The organism is Sphingobium sp. CCH11-B1, from assembly GCF_001556865.1.
Lineage (GTDB): Bacteria > Pseudomonadota > Alphaproteobacteria > Sphingomonadales > Sphingomonadaceae > Sphingobium.
Genome location: NZ_LSJY01000085.1, coordinates 13,953 through 32,316 on the forward strand (window position 1 = coordinate 13,953; position 18,364 = coordinate 32,316).

At 65.1% G+C, this 18,364-nt stretch carries 19 protein-coding genes and 1 pseudogene; 11 read left to right on the plus strand and 9 right to left on the minus strand.

Going from position 1 to position 18,364, the window contains the following annotated elements:
- Window positions 1–89: 89 nt before the first annotated feature.
- The 6 genes from AX724_RS09520 (at window position 90) to AX724_RS09545 (ending at window position 4,494) form a co-directional block, all read left to right on the plus strand.
- Complete coding sequence (locus AX724_RS09520) at window positions 90–794, plus strand: response regulator transcription factor (RefSeq protein ID WP_066765720.1); 705 nt, start codon at window positions 90–92, stop codon at window positions 792–794.
- A complete protein-coding gene (locus tag AX724_RS09525; protein ID WP_066765721.1) occupies window positions 763–2,358 on the plus strand; it encodes a sensor histidine kinase in 1,596 nt (531 codons plus the stop codon). Before AX724_RS09520 ends, AX724_RS09525 begins: the two co-directional genes overlap by 32 nt.
- Before the next feature lie 61 nt (window positions 2,359–2,419).
- Window positions 2,420–2,869: an HPr kinase/phosphorylase gene (locus AX724_RS09530; protein ID WP_066765723.1), complete on the plus strand. Its 450-nt coding sequence runs from the start codon at window positions 2,420–2,422 to the stop codon at window positions 2,867–2,869.
- On the plus strand, window positions 2,866–3,792 hold the full coding sequence (rapZ, locus tag AX724_RS09535) for an RNase adapter RapZ (protein ID WP_066765725.1): 927 nt from the start codon (window positions 2,866–2,868) through the stop codon (window positions 3,790–3,792). The genes AX724_RS09530 and rapZ overlap by 4 nt, the downstream gene beginning before the upstream one ends.
- Window positions 3,793–3,820: 28 nt before the next feature.
- Window positions 3,821–4,225 (plus strand): PTS sugar transporter subunit IIA, encoded by a 405-nt coding sequence (locus AX724_RS09540; RefSeq protein WP_066765728.1) that lies wholly within the window; start codon window positions 3,821–3,823, stop codon window positions 4,223–4,225.
- Complete coding sequence (locus AX724_RS09545; protein ID WP_066765730.1) at window positions 4,222–4,494, plus strand: HPr family phosphocarrier protein; 273 nt, start codon at window positions 4,222–4,224, stop codon at window positions 4,492–4,494. The genes AX724_RS09540 and AX724_RS09545 overlap by 4 nt, the downstream gene beginning before the upstream one ends.
- Before the next feature lie 4 nt (window positions 4,495–4,498).
- Here the strand turns inward: AX724_RS09545 and AX724_RS09550 are convergent, their stop codons facing one another.
- Window positions 4,499–5,572 carry an AI-2E family transporter gene (locus AX724_RS09550; protein ID WP_066765815.1) on the minus strand — a complete coding sequence of 358 codons (1,074 nt, stop codon included), beginning with the start codon at window positions 5,570–5,572 and terminating at the stop codon, window positions 4,499–4,501.
- 126 nt (window positions 5,573–5,698) lie between these two features.
- On the opposite strand from AX724_RS09550, the gene AX724_RS09555 reads away from it, so the two are divergent.
- Together AX724_RS09555 and AX724_RS09560 are read left to right on the plus strand one after the other, a co-directional pair.
- Window positions 5,699–6,496 (plus strand): TrmH family RNA methyltransferase, encoded by a 798-nt coding sequence (locus AX724_RS09555; protein WP_066765732.1) that lies wholly within the window; start codon window positions 5,699–5,701, stop codon window positions 6,494–6,496.
- A 97-nt stretch (window positions 6,497–6,593) separates the two neighbouring features.
- Complete coding sequence (locus tag AX724_RS09560) at window positions 6,594–7,868, plus strand: MFS transporter (RefSeq protein WP_082733477.1); 1,275 nt, start codon at window positions 6,594–6,596, stop codon at window positions 7,866–7,868.
- Window positions 7,869–7,872: 4 nt separating this feature from the next.
- On the opposite strand, the gene AX724_RS09565 is transcribed toward AX724_RS09560, so the two are convergent.
- The gene (locus tag AX724_RS09565) at window positions 7,873–8,388 is read right to left on the minus strand and encodes a GNAT family N-acetyltransferase (RefSeq protein ID WP_066765739.1); all 516 of its coding nucleotides are present in this window, start codon (window positions 8,386–8,388) and stop codon (window positions 7,873–7,875) included.
- A 235-nt stretch (window positions 8,389–8,623) separates the two neighbouring features.
- On the opposite strand from AX724_RS09565, the gene AX724_RS09570 reads away from it, so the two are divergent.
- Window positions 8,624–11,254: a TonB-dependent receptor plug domain-containing protein gene (locus AX724_RS09570; protein ID WP_066765741.1), complete on the plus strand. Its 2,631-nt coding sequence runs from the start codon at window positions 8,624–8,626 to the stop codon at window positions 11,252–11,254.
- 108 nt (window positions 11,255–11,362) lie between these two features.
- Here the strand turns inward: AX724_RS09570 and rplS are convergent, their stop codons facing one another.
- The 7 genes and pseudogenes from rplS to AX724_RS09605 all read right to left on the minus strand — a co-directional run bounded on the left by rplS (window position 11,363) and on the right by AX724_RS09605 (window position 15,790).
- The gene (gene rplS / locus AX724_RS09575; protein ID WP_066765743.1) at window positions 11,363–11,728 is read right to left on the minus strand and encodes a 50S ribosomal protein L19; all 366 of its coding nucleotides are present in this window, start codon (window positions 11,726–11,728) and stop codon (window positions 11,363–11,365) included.
- 15 nt (window positions 11,729–11,743) lie between these two features.
- Window positions 11,744–12,441: pseudogene (trmD, locus tag AX724_RS09580) on the minus strand (tRNA (guanosine(37)-N1)-methyltransferase TrmD).
- Window positions 12,438–12,710, minus strand: a complete 273-nt coding sequence (locus AX724_RS09585; protein ID WP_066765747.1) for a hypothetical protein — start codon at window positions 12,708–12,710, stop codon at window positions 12,438–12,440. The pseudogene trmD and the gene AX724_RS09585 overlap by 4 nt, the downstream one beginning before the upstream one ends.
- A gap of 11 nt (window positions 12,711–12,721) precedes the next feature.
- Window positions 12,722–13,216: a ribosome maturation factor RimM gene (rimM, locus tag AX724_RS09590; RefSeq protein ID WP_066765749.1), complete on the minus strand. Its 495-nt coding sequence runs from the start codon at window positions 13,214–13,216 to the stop codon at window positions 12,722–12,724.
- 5 nt (window positions 13,217–13,221) lie between these two features.
- Window positions 13,222–13,686, minus strand: coding sequence for a 30S ribosomal protein S16 (gene rpsP / locus AX724_RS09595; protein WP_066765750.1), 465 nt, complete (start codon window positions 13,684–13,686; stop codon window positions 13,222–13,224).
- 45 nt (window positions 13,687–13,731) lie between these two features.
- Complete coding sequence (gene ffh / locus AX724_RS09600; protein ID WP_066765752.1) at window positions 13,732–15,213, minus strand: signal recognition particle protein; 1,482 nt, start codon at window positions 15,211–15,213, stop codon at window positions 13,732–13,734.
- A 238-nt stretch (window positions 15,214–15,451) separates the two neighbouring features.
- Window positions 15,452–15,790 (minus strand): hypothetical protein, encoded by a 339-nt coding sequence (locus tag AX724_RS09605; RefSeq protein ID WP_066765753.1) that lies wholly within the window; start codon window positions 15,788–15,790, stop codon window positions 15,452–15,454.
- A 325-nt stretch (window positions 15,791–16,115) separates the two neighbouring features.
- Here AX724_RS09605 and AX724_RS09610 point away from each other — a divergent pair, with 325 nt between their 5' ends.
- On the plus strand, window positions 16,116–17,513 hold the full coding sequence (locus AX724_RS09610) for an amino acid permease (RefSeq protein WP_066765817.1): 1,398 nt from the start codon (window positions 16,116–16,118) through the stop codon (window positions 17,511–17,513).
- 48 nt (window positions 17,514–17,561) lie between these two features.
- Window positions 17,562–18,362 carry a diaminopimelate epimerase gene (dapF, locus tag AX724_RS09615; RefSeq protein ID WP_066765755.1) on the plus strand — a complete coding sequence of 267 codons (801 nt, stop codon included), beginning with the start codon at window positions 17,562–17,564 and terminating at the stop codon, window positions 18,360–18,362.
- Window positions 18,363–18,364: the final 2 nt, after the last annotated feature.

The window sequence follows — 18,364 nt, forward strand, 5'->3', positions numbered from 1 at the left end:
AGGAATCCCTGTTCAGCGGCATCCTTGCGGCCCCGCCTGTCCTCGTCTAACGCTGGAGCGACACTTCTATCCGCCCTTCGGGAAGCCGCATGACCGCAACCATCGCCCTGGTGGACGACGACAAGAATATCCTGACCTCGGTTTCGATCACGCTCCAGTCGGAGGGTTTTCTGACCCGCATCTATTCCGACGCCGAAGGCGCGCTGAAGGCGCTGATCGAAAATCCCGCGGATCTTGCCGTCTTCGACATCAAGATGCCGCGCATGGATGGTCTCGAACTGCTGCGCCGCCTGCGGGAAAAGAGCCAGATGCCGGTCATCTTCCTGACGTCGAAGGCGGACGAACTGGACGAGGCGCTGGGCCTTGCCATGGGCGCGGACGATTATATCGCCAAGCCTTTCTCGCAACGCCTGCTCATCGCCCGCATCCGCGCGATCCTGCGCCGATCCGAAATGCGCGCCGCGCCCGAAACGCCCGACGAACCGGTAGCCGATCCGATCCAGCGGGGCCGGCTGGAAATGGACCCGGCCCGCCACCGCGTGAAGTGGGACGGACGCGACGTGACCTTGACGGTGACGGAATTTCTGATCCTGGAAACGCTCGCCCAACGGCCCGGCGTGGTCAAGAACCGCAACCAGCTGATGGACGCCGCCTATCAGGACGACGTCTATGTCGACGACCGCACCATCGACAGCCACATCAAGCGACTGCGCCGCAAGTTTCGCGAGGTGGACCCTGAATTCAACGCAATCGATACGCTCTATGGCGCCGGCTACCGATTCTCGGAAGAATAAGGACGCCCCGTTGGCGGTGCGCTGGTCGGGCCGGCTGAGCCTGACGCCGCGCATCCTGGCGGTGAATGTCTTCGCGCTGGCGCTGCTCGCGGGCGGCTTCTTCTATCTCGACAGCTATCGCACGCGCATCGTCGACGCCCGGCTGGATCAGTCCGCGCGGGAGCTCAACCTGCTTGCGATCGGCCTTGAAAACGCGCCTGCCAACCGCGCCGAGCCGCTGATTGCCGACTATGCCGCCCAAACCGGCGACCGTGTGCGGCGCTACGCGGCGGACGGGCGGCTGGTGGCGGACAGTTTCGCCCTGGGCGGCCCTCGCTATGAGTTGCGCTCGCCGGCGCAGGAGGAATGGCAACGCCATGTCGCCCGCTTCCTCGACAAGGTGGTGGACAAGGTGGTGTCGGCCGATCGCCCGCCCGATTTCGAGGAGCCTGCGATCGACCGCGCGCAGGCCTGGCCCGAACTGATGCTGGCGCGCAAGACGGGCCGGCCGCAGGCGATGAACCGCTACGCGCCCGACCGCACCTTCATGATCTCGGCGGCGGCACTGCTGCGCGACGGCACGATGCTGCTCGCGACGGAAAATGCGCGGGACATCACCCGCACGGTGCGGGCCGAACGGTTGCGCCTCGGCATGGTGCTTGCCGTCGCCGTGCTGGCGTCCATCCTCCTGTCCCTGTTCCTCGCCCGCACCATCGTCCAGCCGCTCCAGCGCCTTGCCCGCGCCGCCGTCCGGGTACGCCTTGGCCGCGCGCGGGAAGTGACGGTGCCACGCCTGCCCGAACGGCGGGACGAAATCGGCATGCTCGCCCGCGCCCTGTCCGACATGAGCCACGCCCTGCGCCAGCGGATCGACGCGACCGACGCCTTCGCCGCAGATGTCAGCCACGAACTGAAGAACCCAATCGCCTCGCTGCGCTCCGCGCTGGACGCGCTCGAACGGGTCGACCGGCCGGACCTGCGCGCGCAGCTCATGGCGATCGCGCAGGACGACGTGCTGCGGCTCGACCGGCTCGTCACCGATATCGCCGAAGCGTCCCGCGTCGACGCCGAACTGTCGCGCACCCGGTTCGAGCCGATCGACCTTGGCATGCTGATCGAACGCATGGTGATCGCCCGCGAGGCGCGCGGCGTGCCGCGCGGGATCCGGCTCGCCTTCGCCCGCCCGCGCAAGGATATCGCGGTGGTGCTGGGGGAGGAAGGCCGCCTCATCCGCGTGCTCGACAACCTTATCGACAATGCCGTGTCCTTCTCGCCTGACGGCGGGCTGGTCCAGATCATCGCCACGGTTGCCGATGACCAGGTGCTCGTCGCGGTCGAGGATGAAGGGCCGGGCGTCCCGGAATCGGAGCGTGAGCATATCTTCCGCCGGTTCCACAGCGTGCGCCCGGAAGGGGAAGCCTTTGGCAAGCATTCCGGCCTTGGCCTCGCCATCGCCCGTTCGATCGTGGAAGGACATCAGGGCCACATCGCGATAGGGGATCGGGAGGATGCCCGGGACGGCGCGCGCTTCGTCGTCCGCCTGCCCATGGCGGTGGCGCGCGATCCGGGCATCGTGTCGGAATAGGACTGCCCCGCCCTGATCGGCATTCCATTCCGCCGGGGGAGCGGCTAGAACTGGCCGGGGCATGGCACGCGCACTTTCATCCGAAACGCTTCACGCGACCAGCGTGGCCATTGACGGCCGCGCCGTGCTCCTGATGGGGCCAAGCGGCAGCGGCAAGTCCGACCTCGCGCTGCGCCTGATCGACCGCGGCGCCATGCTGGTCAGCGACGACTATACGCTGGTGAAGCGCGTGGACGGCACCCTGATCGCCACCGCCCCGGCGACGATCGCGGGCAAGATGGAGGTACGCGGCATCGGCATCGTCGACCTGCCAACCGCCGGGGAAGCGCCGGTCGCCCTGCTGATTGACCTCCTCGAAACCATCGATCGCATGCCGTTCGACATGCGGCGCCGGACGCTGGCCGGGATCGACGTGCCCATAGCGCGGGTCGCACCGTTCGAAATATCCGCCGCGATCAAGGTCGAACTGGCGCTCAAGGCGCTCGGGCTGAAGGACGCGGGGCCGGCATGACCCAGCCCAAGACGATCCTCCTCCTGTCCGGCCTGTCGGGCGCCGGCAAGACGACCGCGCTCAAGACGTTGGAGGATATGGGTTGGGAAGTGGTCGACAACCTGCCGCTGCTCCTGCTGGACCGGCTGCTCGACACGCCCCTTCCCGCCGGCCATGAGGCGCAGGACGAACGGCCGCTCGCGCTTGGCATAGATGCACGCACGCGCGGCTTCGACGCCGAAGCCATCGTGAAGCGGATCAAGTCGCTGCGCCAGCGGCACGGCCATGACATCGAAACGTTATTCCTCGACTGTTCGGGCGTGGAACTGGAGCGCCGCTTCGCCGAGACGCGCCGCCGTCATCCGCTCGCGCTTGACCGGCCCGCCGCCGACGGCATCGCCCGCGAACGCGAGCTGACGGAACCGCTGCGCCGCTGGGCAAGCCAGGTGATCGACACCACCGGGCTCACCACCAACGCCCTGCAACAGGAAATCCGCAACCGATTCTCGCGCGAAGGGCTGTCGGAACCAGTCCTTACCATCCTCTCCTTCGGCTATTCGCGCGGTGTGCCCCGAAATGCCGACCTGATGTTCGACATGCGCTTCCTGCGCAATCCGCATTGGGACGACCGTCTGCGGCCTCTGACCGGCCTGGATGCGGCCGTCGCCGACTATATCCGGGAAGACCCCGCCTATGAGGCGACGGTGGGCAAGATCGAGGATTTGCTCGTCACCCTCCTGCCCCGCTATGCCGAGGGCGGCAAGACCTACATCACCGTCGCGTTCGGCTGCACGGGCGGCAAGCACCGCTCCGTTCACGTCGCCACACGCGTCGCGAAATACTTGCAAGCCGCCGGCTTTTCGCCCACGGTCTTGCACCGCAATATTGAATCGGCGCCCCAGGACAGTCTGGAGAAGCGCCGTCCGGGAGGCCCGAAAGCATAATCATGACAAAGGTGGGCCGAAGAAGCAGATGATCGGACTCGTACTCGTCACCCATGGCTCGCTGGCGACGGAATTCGTCGTGGCGATGGAACATGTGGTGGGTCCCCAACAGCAGATCGCGACGATCTGCATCGGGCCGGAAGACGATATGGAATTGCGCCGCGCGGACATCGCGGCGGCCGTGGGCCGCGTGAATGACGGATCGGGCGTCATCCTCCTGACCGACCTGTTCGGCGGCACGCCCTCCAACCTCGCCATCTCGCTGCTGAAGGCGGGCGAGATAGAGGTGATCGCCGGCATCAACCTTCCCATGCTCATCCGCCTGGAAAGCGCGCGCAAGGTCATGGACGTGCGCGCCGCCGTCGCCGCCGCGCGCGAGGCCGGTCAGAAATATATCAGCGTTGCATCAGAACTGTTGGGCAGCACCACATGAACGAAATCAGCCAGGAAGTGCGGATCAGCAACAAGCGCGGCCTTCATGCCCGCGCCAGTGCGAAGTTCGTCACGCTGGCGAGCGGCCTGCCCGCAGACATCACAGTCAGCAAGGATGGCAATCATGTCACCGGCACGTCGATCATGGGCCTCATGATGCTGGGGGCTGCGATGGGCGACCATATCGTCATCAAGGCGGCCGGGCCGGAAGCCGCCGACGCGCTCGACAAGCTCGTCACCCTTGTCGAGGACAAGTTCGGCGAGGAATGAGCGTTCAGCTCCCGACCTCCCCTTCCTTGCGCATCTCCGTGAAAATTTCCCATGTCGCCAGGAACAGCGCGGCGATCACCGGCCCGATCACGATGCCATTGAACCCGAACAGTTCAATGCCGCCCAGCGTCGAGATCAGCACCACATAGTCGGGTATCCGCGTGTCGCGCCCGACCAGGATCGGACGGAGCAGGTTGTCCACCGATCCGATGATGACCGCGCCCGATCCGATCACGACCGCCCCCTGCCAGATCGCGCCCGTGGCGAACAGATAGAGCGCCACCGGTCCCCAGACGATCGCCGCGCCCACGGCGGGCAGCAGCGAGAAGACGCCCATCAGCACGCCCCACAGCAGCGCGCCCGGAATATCCAGCAACCAGAACACGACGCCGCCGATCAGCCCCTGCACAATGGCGACGACCACGCTGCCCTTCACCGTCGCGCGGATCACCACCACGAAACGCTGGAGCAGCGCCTCGCGCTGGTGCGGGCGCAGCGGCGCAGCCTCGGCGAAGCGCTGGGCCAGCCGGTCTCCGTCGCGCAGCAGGAAGAAGGCAAGATAGAGCATGACGCCAAGCGCGATGACGAAGCTGAAGGCGCCCTGCCCGATCAGCAGCGCCTGCCCGGCGAAGGAGCGAAAGCTGCTGGTGAGGCCCCGCGTCACCGTGATCCGCGCCGCGTCGAAATTGCTGAAACCCATCCGTCGCAGGGTGGTGTGCGTCCAGTCCGGCAGCGCCGCGACCATTTGCCCGAACATCCGTTCGAAATTGATCTGGCCCGACTGGATCAAGCCGTAAAAATGCGCCGCCTCCTGCACCAGCGCGAAGGTCAGGAAGATCGCAGGCACGATCACGATGGCGATAATGAGCGTCAGGCTGATCAACGCCGCGCTGTTGCGATGCGTCGGCATCGCCCTTAGCAGCCGCTGGTTCACCGGCCAGAACAGGATGGCGACGATCACGCCCCACAGCACCGCCGCAAAGAATGGCTCCAGCACCGCCGCGAAAGCGATCGACACCAGCACGACGACGCTCAGGAAAAAGCCATCCTCGATGCGGTGCGTTCTAGGTCCGGTCATTTCACCCCCGTAAGCAAGTTCGCAGCGCAAATCCATGGCGCAGCAAGCGGTTCCATCGCCACTGTCCTTTTCCCGCCCGCGCCGCTAGAGATGCCGCCTCTTTGGCGATCGGAGCATGAGGCGGACGTGGCGCGCGCAATCACCGGATTTTCCAACCCGCTGGTCAAGCGCGTCCGCAGCTTGCGGGAAAAGAAGTTCCGCAAGGCGGAAGGACTGTTCCTGGCCGAAGGGCTGCGCATCCTGACCGAAGCGCGCGAGGAAGGCGTGCTGCCCGACATGCTCTTCCACGCCGGGTCCACCCATCCTCTGGCGGTCGATCTGATCGCCGCGATGGAAGCGGGCGGCGGCGACGTCATCGAAACCACGCCCGACATCCTGTCCAAGATCAGCGGCAAGGACAATGCGCAGGCGGTGGTCGGCGTCTATCGTGATCGCCTCACCCCGCTCGCCGCGCTGGACCGGACGAAAGCCGACATCTGGATCGTCGCCCAGTCGCTGCGCGACCCCGGCAACCTCGGCACAATATTGCGCACCGGCGACGCCGTCGGCGCGGGCGGCCTCATCCTCATCGACGACTGCGTCGATCCCTTCTCGGTCGAATCCGTTCGCGCCAGCATGGGCGCGCTCTTTACCCAATCGATCACGCAGGCGCGATGGGACGAATTTCTGCCGTGGCTGCGCTCTGGCCCCGGCGAACTGATCGGCACCAGTCTCAAGGCGACGCAGGACTATCAGCAGCCGCGCTATCGCAGCCCGTCCTTCCTGCTCGTCGGCAACGAAGCGCAGGGCTTGCCCGAAGCATATGAAGCGCAATGCGACCTTCTGGTAAAGATGCCGATGCTGGGCAAGGCGGACAGCCTGAACGCCGCGGTGGCGACCGCCGTCATGGCCTATGAATTGCTGAACCAAAGACGAAAGTCCTAGATCATCGTCATACCGGCGAAAGCCGGGATCTCGCTTTTTGCTGCGAGAGAAAGAAGAGAGGCCAGGTTTTGCTGGCATGACCGAACGGGGGAATGACATGGCGGGGACAAGCGGCATCGGCGCAATGTGGCGGCACAAGCGGGTGCTGGCCGCCAGCCTGATCGGCACGGCGGTCGAATTCTACGATTTCTACATCTACGCCACGGCCGCCAGCCTGATCTTCCCCGCGCTTTTCTTCCCCTCTTCCTCCCCCGGCGCGCAGCTGATGGCGTCCTATGGCAGCCTCGCGCTCGCTTTCCTCGCCCGTCCGCTCGGCGCTGCGATATTCGGCCATTATGGCGACCGTATCGGGCGCAAGGCGACGCTGGTGACGTCGCTCATGCTGATGGGCGGCTGCACCCTGGCGATCGGTTTCCTGCCTACGCACCAGCAGATCGGCTTCTGGGCGCCGCTCATCCTCTGCCTGCTGCGGTTCGGGCAGGGCCTCGGCCTTGGCGGCGAATGGGGCGGCGCGGCGCTGCTGGCGGTGGAAAACGCCCCGTCCGGCTGGCGCGCGCGCTTCGGCATGTTTCCGCAGCTTGGCGCTCCGGTCGGCTTCATCGCGGCCAACGGCCTGTTCCTGATCCTGGGCACGGCGCTGTCCGACGCGGATTTCTACGCCTGGGGATGGCGCCTGCCCTTCCTTGGCAGCAGCGTGCTGGTCTTCCTCGGTCTCTGGGTGCGGCTGAAGCTTACCGAGACGCCGGAATTCGCCGCCGCAAAGGCCGAAGCGCCGCCGCCCGCCGTTCCGCTCGCGACGCTGCTCTCCTCCCATCTCGGCGCGGCGATCGCCGGCACCTTCGCCTGCGCCGCCTGCTTCGCCATCTATTATATCGCGACCGCCTTCGCGCTTGGCTACGGCACCACAACACTTGCCATCGACCGCAGCGCCTTCCTCTCGCTGCAACTCGGCGCGATCCTGTTCATGGCGGTCAGCATCGTCCTGGCCGGATGGTGGGCGGACCGCGCCAGCCCCACCCGCGTGCTGGCGTGGGGCTGCGCCGGGGCGGTGCTGATGGGCCTCGTCTTCGGACCGCTGATCGGCATGGGCACGCTGCTGCCGATCTTCCTCGCGCTCAGCCTCGCGCTGTTCCTGATGGGCTTCGTCTATGGGCCGCTGGGCGCCTATCTCCCCGCCCTCTTCCCGATCCAGCTCCGCTATACCGGTGCGTCCTTCGCCTTCAACCTTGGCGGGATCCTCGGCGGCGCGCTGGCGCCGATCGTCGCGACCTGGCTGATCGCCACGCAGGGCGTCGCGCTCGTCGGCCTCTACATGTCGGTCGCCGCGGCCATCAGCCTGGCCGGCCTGTGGTGGACCAGCCGCTACCCCTGAAGCGTCAGATCGCCTTGCGCATCAGGATCAGCGGCACGCCGCTGTCCTCGAACGCGCGCACGTCCGTAAAGCCGAAATGGCGATAAAGCGGAACGCCCGCCATCGTCGCGGACAGTTCGAGCGCGCAAAAGCCTTCCGCCCGCGCTGCCGCCTCGCACAGGGAAAGGATCAGCATCCCCACGCCCTCGCGCACATGGTCGGGGTGGGTGTACATCGCCCTGACCTTCGCCGCCTCGGTCGCGGGATCGAGAGGCCGGTCGTCGCGCCCGCCGCTGCCGTCGTGGCCATAGGGCGTCGCCCGCCGGCTCCATCCCCCGCAGCCGGCCATCGCGCCGTCCCGCTCCACGACGAAATAGGTGCCATCCGCGATCAGCCGCCGGTCCAGCCCCATGAAGCCGTGACTCGCCCGGACCTGCGCGGGGGTGAGAAAACCGTCCTGCAGCCGGTCGATCGCCAGCGTCATCAGGGCAGATAGCGCCGGCTCGTCGGCGAGGGTGGCGAGGCGGGAAGTGAGCGGCATCTATTTCGTGCTGCATAATCCCCGCGCCTTTTCAATCCCGCTACGATCTCCGTCGACAATAGCTTGCCGAAAATCGGGAAAAGTGTGTCGTTTATGTTACACCAGAAAAAATCTGCCACGCGATGTCCTGTGGCATGGCGGGTCATGCCGCGCGATCCGTTTCACACGTCAGCAATAAAACCGATTGCCAGGGGGGATGAAGGAAAGGCCCATAAACCAATCTAGGGGGCTTTCGATGATCGAACATTTACTTGCTCGTGGGCTGACCAAGGCGCTGCTGGCGACCACCGCGCTTGCCGCCATTACGGCCCCGGCCTTCTCTCAAGTTACCGCAGCCCCGCAAGCGGCGGCGGAAGGGGATGCCGGCTCCACGATCGTCGTTCTGGGCACACGCCGTGCCGACCGGTCGATCACCGACTCCGCTTCGCCAGTCGACGTCATCGGTGCCGAAGAGCTGAAGACCCAGCCCGCAGCGGACATGCTCGAAGTCCTCAAGAATATCGTTCCCAGCTTCAATGTCCCGCAGAACGCGATTTCCGATGCTTCGACATTCGTCCGCTCGCCGTCCATTCGCGGCCTGGCGGGCGACATGTCCCTGGTGATGATCAACGGCAAGCGTCTCAACCGCTCCGCGCTGGTCCAGGTGGCAGCGGGTGACCCGACCAACAATCTGTCGCAAGGCGCCGACCTTGCGGTGCTGCCCACCATCGCCTTTGGCAACCTCCAGATTTTGCGCGAAGGCGCCACCGCACAATATGGCACGGACGCCATTGCCGGCGTGCTGAACTACACGCTGCGTGAAGATGAAGGCTTCGAATTCAGCACCCGCTACGGCCAATTCTATGACGGCGGCGGCGACGGCAAGGCGCGTCAAATCGCAGGCTATGCCGGCTTCAAGCTCGGTGATCGCGGCTTCATCTCGTTCGCGGGCGAATATAACAAGGATGATGGCACGATCCGGAACGCGACGCGTCCAAGCGCGGTGCTGTTCGCGCAAGCGCACCCCGAACTGGCCTCCCAGCTTCCCAACTATCCAAAGCCGGTGCAGATCTTCGGCAATTCTCCGTCCGAAGGCTGGAAGGCCACCGTCAACGCCAGCTATGACGTGACCGACGCGACCAAGATCTACGCTTTCGGCAACTTCGCGCATTCGAAGATTACCCAAAGCTTCAACTACCGCCCCGTGGAAACCTTCGCGGCGACCGACACCGCCGGCGTCGTGCGCCCCCAGACGCGCAATAGCGCCTTTGCTCACCCGATCTATCTGACGCCCTGCCCTGCTGGCAACGCCACGTGCCCCGCAGGCGGCTTCGTCAAGGACAGCAACACCTATTCCTTCTCCAGCCTCTATCCCGCCGGTTTCACGCCGCAGTTCGTCGGTGTGAAGGATCAGGCGTTCGGCGTGGCGGGCATCAAGGGCGACCTGCTCGAAAATCTGACGTTCGACGTGTCGGGCTCGCTCAGCCGCAACGCGCTCACCCTGTCGATGTTCGACTCGCTCAGCCCGTCCTACGGGCCGGATTCGCAGACCTCGTTCGAGTTCGGATCGCTCATTCAGAAGGAAACCAATCTGAATGCCGATTTCGTCTACTCGCTCGATGCCGGGCTCTCCAGTCCGGTCACGATCGCATTTGGCGCCGAATATCGCAAGGAAACCTACACAGCGACCGAAGGCGATCCGCAATCCTATGGCATCGGACCCTATTACAGCCAGGCTCTGTATGTGCAGACCGCGCCAGGCGTGTTCGCTCCTGACTCCACGGTCACCATGCCCGTCGGCGCGAGCGGTTATGGCGGCACCAGCCCGGACGCCGCAGCCAGCTATTCGCAGCATAACATCGCCGGTTACCTCAGCGTGGAAGCCGACCTGACCGACACATTCTCCGTGGGCGTGGCCGGCCGTTACGAAGATTACAACACGTTCGGCAGCACCACGGTTGGCAAGGTGAACGCGCTGTGGAAAGTGACGCCCGAATTCTCCGTGCGCGGCACGGTGGGCACGGGCTACCACGCGCCTTCGCCGGGGCAGAGCAACGTCCAGATCCTGACGACCGCCTTCACCAACGGTCTTCAGGTGCAGACCGGCACCTATCCGGTATCCAATCCGATCGCGCAATATTATGGCGCGACGGCGTTGAAGCCGGAAAAATCGACCAACTACGGCCTTGGCTTCGTCTTTACGCCGATGCCGTCGCTGACCGTCACGCTGGACGGCTACTGGATCAAGATCAAGGATCGCATCGGAACGTCGCAGACATATAATGTCACTGCGGCGGATATTGCCGCTCAGCCGGCCCTTCTGGCCGTGGGTGAAGGTGGCGACGTGCAATATCCCACCAGCGCCTATGACTCGCGCACGGCCGGTATCGACTTTGTCGGCACCTACCGCTCCACCCTTGGCGATGGCAAACTCAACCTGACGCTCGCTTACAACTATAACGAGACCAAGGTTACGAAGTTCGATCCGGCCATCATCAGCGCGTCGCAGAAGAAGGATATCGAAGGCACTATTCCCAAGCATCGCGCGACCTTTACCGCCAATTATGCGATCGGCGACTTCACGATCACCGGGCGTGAAAACTTCTATGGTCCATTTGGTCTGGAAGATGCTTTCCCCGGACAGACCTTCGGTTCGAAGTTCACGACGGACATAGAGGTCAGCTACACCATCGCCGAACATTACACGCTGGCGGTGGGTGCGACCAACCTGTTCAACACCTATCCCGACAAGATCAAGGCGACGGCCGCAAACCCGATCTACGTGCTGACCAACAGCCTGTCGAACGGGCAGGTCTATCCCAACAGCGGTGGCCCCTTCGGCGCGAACGGCGGCTTCTGGTACGCCCGCCTGAAGGTGAAAATCTGATAGCCGGCGATACGCAAAAAGAAATCGGGCGCCTTTCGGCGCCCGATTTTTATGTCCGATTGTGAAGCGGTGCAGAAGGCGCTGGCGGCGCCTTCAACCTCCGGCCTTTCAACCTTCGCGATTATCCCGACGCTCGGCGATGCGGGCGCGCTTGCCGGTGCGGCCGCGCAGATAGTAGAGCTTGGCGCGACGCACCACGCCGCGGCGGACCACGGTGATGCTGTCGATGTTGGGCGAATAGAGCGGGAACACGCGCTCCACGCCTTCGCCGAACGAAATCTTGCGCACGGTGAAGTTCGAACCCATGCCCTTGTTCGAGCGGGCGATGCACACGCCTTCATAATTCTGGACGCGGCTGCGGTCGCCTTCGATCACCTTCACGCCGACGCGCAGCGTGTCGCCGGGGCGGAAATCGGGAATGTCCTTGGCGAGGGCGGCGATGTTTTCCGCCTCGATCTGCTGGATGATGTTCATGTCTAAACGCAGTCCTCAAGTCGTTCGTCGCGCACCAGAGGGCGGCTGGTCCCGAACGCCGATATGGCGTTCCCAAAGGTCCGGCCGCCTTAGCCGTGTATCATCTTCCGCCCTTTGTTTCCGCCAGGCGGCGATCTTCGCATGATCCCCCGATCGCAACACTTCAGGGATCGTGCGCCCCTCCCAGTCCACCGGGCGGGTATAATGCGGATATTCGAGCAGCCCCGTTTCGAAGGACTCCTCGACTCCGCTGGAAGCCGCGCCCATTACACCGGGAAGCAGCCTGACGCAAGCATCGAGCAGCAGCAGCGCCGCCATCTCGCCGCCCGACAATATGATGTCGCCCATGCTGACCTGCTCGATCGGCCGGGCATCGAAAATCCGTTCGTCAAACCCCTCGAACCGGCCGCACAGGATGGTCGCGCCTGGCCCCTCCGCCAGCGCCCGCACCCGCGCTTGCGTTATCGGCGCGCCGCGCGGCGTCATCGCCAGCACCGGAAGGTCGGGCCGCGCCTCCATCGCATGATCGACCGCCTTTGCCAGCACGTCTGCGCGCAGCACCATGCCCGCGCCGCCGCCGGCGGGCGTATCGTCCACGGTGCGATGCTTGTCAGTGGCAAAGTCGCGAATATGGATCGGCTCGCAGGCCCACTTCCCCTCGGCCCAGGAAACATCTCGGGATAGAGGGTCAGTATCTGCGCGGTAAAGCTCACCGCCGTCGTGCCCGCAACCGCGCTGCGGACCAGCCGCCCACCATGCACAATATCCCGCATATCAGCAGCGCGATGCCGATGGCGCGCAGCATGTCGGCAAAGGGCCTCTCTGGATGCGCCAGCGCCGGGATCAGCAACATGAGGGGGACGGGCAGTATCAGCGCAACCGCCGTTGCCAGCTTCGCCGGCCGCGACCAGCCGATGGCGTGAAGGCGCCACCCGGCCACCAGCATGAAGATCAGATAGACGGCGGTGACGATTCGGGCCATGTCGATTCCGGTCAGGAGACGAAGGCGGCGTCGATCACCGCCCCGTTCTCGCCCAATGTGACGACATGCATCGGCGCCATGAAGCGCTTGCCCTTCTTTCCCTTTGCCGCGGGGCGCTCGACCTCGACGATGTCGCCCGCGCCGAAATTCTCGACCGCGACGATTTCGCCCAGCGGCTCGCCTTCGCTTGACGTGCAGGGCAGGCCGATAAGGTCGGCATGATAATATTCGCCCTCGGCCAGCGGCGGCAGGGCGGATCGCGGCACCGTCAATTCAGTGCCGCGCAGCGCTTCGGCCGCGCTGCGATCCCCGATTTCGGAGAAGCGCGCGACCGCGCCATTGGGGCCAGGACGCACCGACTTCATCGTCAGGGTACGTCCTGCCGCATCGAAGCCCTTATAGGCTTTGAGGCTTTCCACCCCTTCGCCGAAGAGCTTCAGGCGGACTTCGCCCGTCACGCCATGCGCGCCGATGATCACGGCCAGGGTGACGGGCTTGTCGGTCAAAGGGTTCAGCCCTCGGCCTGCTCGGCAGCAGCTTCCTCAGCGGGAGCCTCTTGGGCGGGCGCTTCCTCGGCAGCGGGCTCTTCAGCCGGCGCGTTGGCGGCTTCTTCCGCAGCCTTGCGGGCTTCCTCGGCCTCGGCCAGCTTGGCGGCGCGATCTTCGGCGCGATCCTTGGCCTTCTGGCCAGGTTCGGCCTTGTTCGGGTTGTTGCGTGCCTTGCGCTCCTTCACGCCGGCGGCGTCCAGGAAACGGGCGACACGGTCGGTCGGCTGCGCGCCGGCCTCGACCCAGTGCTTCGCACGCTCGGTGTCCAGAACGACGCGCTTCTCGTCGCCCTTGGGCAGAAGCGGGTTGTAGCTGCCGATGCGTTCGATGAACTTGCCGTCACGCGGCGCGCGGCTGTCGGCCACGACGATGCGGTAATAGGGGCGCTTCTTGGAGCCGCCGCGCGACAGACGGATAGAGGTTGCCATGGAAATTCTTGCCTTTCTACTTACAATTCAATTGGTTGAAACTGACTACTTTTTCATGAAATTCTGAAAGCCGGGCGGCAGCTTGGGCATGTTGCCGCCCAGGCCGCCCAGGCCGCCGAGCCCCGACAGGTCGGGCGGCGATCCGCCCTCCGGTCCGCCAAGGCCACCCAGACCGCCCATGCCACCGCCGCCGCCGAACATCTTGGCGAGGCCCTTCAATCCGCCCATCTTGCGGATCTTCTTCATCGCCGTTTCCATCTCCTGATGCATTTTCAGGAGGCGGTTGACGTCCTGCACCGTGCGGCCGGAGCCCTTGGCGATGCGAATCTTGCGCTTGGCATTGATGAGTGCGGGCTTCTCCCGCTCCTTGGGCGTCATGGAGCCAATCATCGCGTCGAGATGGATCAGCGTCTTGTCGTTCGCGCCGCTCGCCGCCATCGCTGCCTGCGCCTTTTTGAGGCCCGGCAGCATTCCGGCAAGCGCGCCAAGCCCGCCCATGCGGCGCATCTGATTCAGCTGCGCGCGCAGGTCGTTCATGTCGAACTGACCCTTGGCCATCTTCTTGGCGAGCTTGTCGGCTTCCTCGGCGTCGATCGTCTCGGCCGCGCGCTCGACCAGCGACACAACGTCGCCCATGCCCAGGATGCGCTGCGCCACGCGCGCGGGGTGGAAAGGCTCGATCGCGTCGAGCTTTTCGCCGGTGCCCGCGAACTTGATCGGCCGCCCCGTGACCGCGCGCATCGACAGCGCCGCGCCGCCGCGCGCATCGCCGTCCATCCGGGTCAGCACCACGCCGGTCAGCGGCACCTGGCTCGTGAAGCTGGTCGCGACATTGACCGCGTCCTGCCCCGTCAGCGAATCGACGACGAGCAGGATTTCGGCTGGGTTGGCGGCGTCGGCGACCGCCTTCATCTCGTCCATCAGCGCCTGATCGACATGGAGGCGACCGGCGGTGTCGAGCATCACCACGTCGAAGCCCTGGAGCTTCGCCGACTGGAGCGCGCGTTTCGCGATCTCGACCGGCTGCTGCCCAGGCACGATGGGCAGCGTCGCCACATCGGTCTGCGTGCCCAGCACCGCCAACTGCTCCTGCGCGGCCGGGCGCTGCACGTCGAGCGACGCCATCAGCACCTTCTTGCGCTCTTTTTCCTTCAGGCGCTTGGCGATCTTGGCGGTCGTCGTTGTCTTGCCCGACCCCTGAAGGCCGACCATCATGATGACGGCGGGCGGGGTCACGTCGATCAGCAGGTCGCTGGTGTCCGACCCCAAAGTCTCGGTCAGCGTGTCTGAGACGATCTTGACGACCATCTGGCCGGGGGTAACGGAGCGCAGCACGTCGCTTCCCACGGCGCGCTCGGTCGCCTGGTCGACGAACTGGCGCACCACCGGCAGGGCCACGTCGGCCTCCAGCAACGCGATCCGCACCTCGCGCATCGCGGCGCGGACATCGTCCTCCGTGAGCGCGCCGCGCCCCCGCAGCTTGTCGAAAACCCCGCCTAGACGATCGCTGAGCGAATCGAACATCATCACCTCAAATCGGAGCGTTGCGGCCCCATCAAAAACACTCGCACCCCCAAACGACAAAATCGCCGGCGGGCGAAACCTCGCCGGCCAGCGTCCATCCGATGCCCCTCCTGGGCATCCTGGAGTCGTCAGAGTCGAACGGCCCGCCGCCCGATGCTGCGGGTGCCCTTAGGCGAAAGCAGGGAAAAGTGCAAGCGGGAGGGACGGAGGCGGATTTGGGTGGGAAGCGGACTGGCGGCTTTCAGTTCAAGGCTTCGACACTCTGCCCTACAGCCTTCAATTCCATGCCAGATAGATCGAGATTGCAATCCGCCTTCAAAACGCGGCCTGCCTTCTCCATTGCGCGTATGGCAGGGGGGAAAGACTGCTGCGGGAGTTCGGCCCCAATGCCAGTGAACGAGTGAGTTACACGCGTTTTGTCATTCACTCGTCCGATATCCAAAGTCGCCCAGCCTGCGCTGTTCTCGGTTTTGTAATAGGCGAACTGCGCTACATTGGTGCCCTTCGGAAAGGTGCTGCCATCATCAACGTAATCCCACCGTTCGATCTTTCCAAAGGCCTTTCGGAGCGTCTTATCCACGCATCCAATGTCGGCGGGCGTGTGAAGATCTCTCTCGGACACGACACCTCGCAGCGGCTCGCAACCACAGAGGGGTATTGCGGCAAGGGCGAGAATTAATGCGCTACGTCTCATAGCAGCATCTTATTCGCCATCACGCTCGCGTCTGCAAATGGTCGTCAGCACACATATCTCTCCTACTTCGCTCCCCTTTGGTAAGCTCCAGGCCAGGATGCCCAGCCCAAGCCTCCACTTTCCGATAGGATCAAGGCCGTGTAATTTTATGTCGCATTCTGCGGGAAATATGCGAAGCTAAGGGGAGAATAGAGGGGAGCCTTTGACGATCATGAGCTGGACACGCCGCAAACCGATGGACGCGATGGTGCCGCAGGATAGCGGCCATCGGCTGGCGCGCACTTTGTCCTGGCCGCATCTTCTCGCGCTCGGCGTCGGGGCCATCGTGGGCACCGGCATCCTGACGCTGATCGGCGTCGGCGCGGATCGGGCCGGTCCCGCCGTCCTCCTCTCCTTCGCCATAGCCGGCGCGATCTGCGCCTGCGCCGCGCTCGCCTATGCCGAACTCTCGACGATGATGCCAGCGGCGGGCAGCGCCTACAGCTACAGCTATGTCGTGCTGGGCGAAGGGATCGCCTGGATCGTCGGATGGTCGCTCATCCTCGAATATAGCCTCGTCGTCTCGACCGTGGCGGTGGGCTGGTCAGGCTATGCCGCGCCGCTGCTCACCCCGTTCGGCTTCCCGGAAGCGCTCACCAGAGGCCCGGAACTGGGTGGCCTTATCAACCTGCCCGCCATCTTCATCATCGGCATCGTCGCCGGGCTGCTGATGGTGGGGACGAAGGAAAGCGCCAGGCTCAACACCATCCTCGTCCTCATCAAGATCGTGACGCTGAGCCTCTTCGTCGCCTACGCCCTGCCCGCCTTCGACGCGGCGAACCTCGAGCCCTTCATGCCCTTCGGCTTCGCCAAGCATATGGGGCCGGACGGGGTGGAGCGCGGCGTGATGGCGGCCGCCGCGATCATCTTCTTCGCCTTTTACGGCTTCGACGCCATCTCGACCGCGGCGGAGGAAGCCAAGAACCCGGACCGCGATCTTGCCATCGGCATCGTCGGCTCGCTGGTGGTCTGCACATTGATCTACGTCCTCGTCGCCGCCGCGGCGATCGGGGCGCTGCCTTTCACCCGCTTCGCCGACAGTCCCGAGCCGCTGGCCCTCATCCTGCGCGAAATGGGCCAGGGCGGCGTCGCCCGCATCGTCGCCATCGCCGCCGTCATCGCGCTGCCGACCGTGCTGCTGGGCTTCCTCTACGGCCAGAGCCGCATCTTCCTCGTCATGGCGCGCGACGGCTTCCTGCCCCAAAGCCTCGCCCGCATCTCGAAACGCGGCACGCCCGCGCGCATCACTGCCGTCACCGCCATCCTCGTCGCGATCATCGCTGGCATCCTCCCCATCGACGAGATCGCCGCGCTGGCGAACGCCGGCACGCTCATCGCCTTCGCCGCTGTCGGCCTCTGCCTCCTTATCCTGCGCAAGCGCGCGCCCGACATGAAGCGTCCCTTCCGCACGCCTGCCGCCTGGATCGTGGGCATCGGCGCGGTAGCGGGCTGCGCCTATCTCTTCGCCAGCCTGCCGATAAAGACCATCGCCTATTGCGCCGCCTGGAACGCGCTGGGGCTGGCGGTCTATTTCCTCTACGGGCAGCGGCGGGCGGCTGTCGCGCGATAGGCGACGCGCTGGCCTTTTGCCCGTATCCGCACTACATGCGCGTCCATCATGGGACGCTTCTCGAAAATGCATGGGCTCGGCAACGACTTCGTCGTGATCGACGCGCGCGCGCAGCCGATCGCCATGACGGAAGCGCGCGCGCGCGCCATCGCGGATCGTCATGCCGGCATTGGCTGCGACCAGCTGATCGTCATTGGCGAAGCGGACGACGCCGACGTGTCGATGCAGATCTTCAACGCCGACGGCAGCGAGGTGGAGGCCTGCGGCAACGCGACGCGCTGCGTCCCCCTTTTCGTCGGCCGCGATGTGACCATCCGCACGAAGGCCGGCCTGCTCGACGCCCGGCTGATAGAAGGCGGGGCGAGCGTCGACATGGGCGCTCCACGCTTCGACTGGGATGCCATCCCCCTCGCCTACGCCATGGACGCGCTGACCATGGGCGCGAGCTGGGAAGACCTCCCGGCCCCCGCCGCCGTCAATGTCGGCAACCCGCATGTCGTTTTCTTCGTGGACGATCTCGATGCGGTGGATACCGCCCGGCTCGGTCCCCTCATCGAGCATGACCCGCTGTTCCCGCAGCGCGTCAACGTCAATTTCGCGCAGGTGGCGGGCGACAATCATATCCGCCTGATCGTCTGGGAACGCGGCGCGGGCCTCACCCGCGCCTGCGGCACCGGTGCCTGCGCCACCGCCGTCGCCGCCATCCGGCGCAAACTGATGAGCGGCCCCGTCACCGTCAGCCTGCCGGGCGGCGACCTCGTCATCGACTGGCAGCCGGGCGGCCATATCCAGATGACCGGCCCCGCCACCCACGTCTTCGACGGCGAGGCCGACTGGTCGCGCTTCTGAAG

Bases quoted from the DNA above. Each gene is read 5' to 3' on its own strand.
- AX724_RS09520 (WP_066765720.1), top strand. From the start codon at position 90: ATGACCGCAACCATCGCCCTGGTGGACGACGACAAGAATATCCTGACC.
- AX724_RS09525 (WP_066765721.1), top strand. From the start codon at position 763: ATGGCGCCGGCTACCGATTCTCGGAAGAATAAGGACGCCCCGTTGGCG.
- AX724_RS09530 (WP_066765723.1), top strand. From the start codon at position 2,420: ATGGCACGCGCACTTTCATCCGAAACGCTTCACGCGACCAGCGTGGCC.
- rapZ (WP_066765725.1), top strand. From the start codon at position 2,866: ATGACCCAGCCCAAGACGATCCTCCTCCTGTCCGGCCTGTCGGGCGCC.
- AX724_RS09540 (WP_066765728.1), top strand. From the start codon at position 3,821: ATGATCGGACTCGTACTCGTCACCCATGGCTCGCTGGCGACGGAATTC.
- AX724_RS09545 (WP_066765730.1), top strand. From the start codon at position 4,222: ATGAACGAAATCAGCCAGGAAGTGCGGATCAGCAACAAGCGCGGCCTT.
- AX724_RS09550 (WP_066765815.1), bottom strand. From the start codon at position 5,572: ATGACCGGACCTAGAACGCACCGCATCGAGGATGGCTTTTTCCTGAGC.
- AX724_RS09560 (WP_082733477.1), top strand. From the start codon at position 6,594: ATGGCGGGGACAAGCGGCATCGGCGCAATGTGGCGGCACAAGCGGGTG.
- AX724_RS09565 (WP_066765739.1), bottom strand. From the start codon at position 8,388: ATGCCGCTCACTTCCCGCCTCGCCACCCTCGCCGACGAGCCGGCGCTA.
- AX724_RS09570 (WP_066765741.1), top strand. From the start codon at position 8,624: ATGATCGAACATTTACTTGCTCGTGGGCTGACCAAGGCGCTGCTGGCG.
- rplS (WP_066765743.1), bottom strand. From the start codon at position 11,728: ATGAACATCATCCAGCAGATCGAGGCGGAAAACATCGCCGCCCTCGCC.
- AX724_RS09585 (WP_066765747.1), bottom strand. From the start codon at position 12,710: ATGGCCCGAATCGTCACCGCCGTCTATCTGATCTTCATGCTGGTGGCC.
- rpsP (WP_066765750.1), bottom strand. From the start codon at position 13,686: ATGGCAACCTCTATCCGTCTGTCGCGCGGCGGCTCCAAGAAGCGCCCC.
- ffh (WP_066765752.1), bottom strand. From the start codon at position 15,213: ATGATGTTCGATTCGCTCAGCGATCGTCTAGGCGGGGTTTTCGACAAG.
- AX724_RS09610 (WP_066765817.1), top strand. From the start codon at position 16,116: ATGAGCTGGACACGCCGCAAACCGATGGACGCGATGGTGCCGCAGGAT.
- dapF (WP_066765755.1), top strand. From the start codon at position 17,562: ATGGGACGCTTCTCGAAAATGCATGGGCTCGGCAACGACTTCGTCGTG.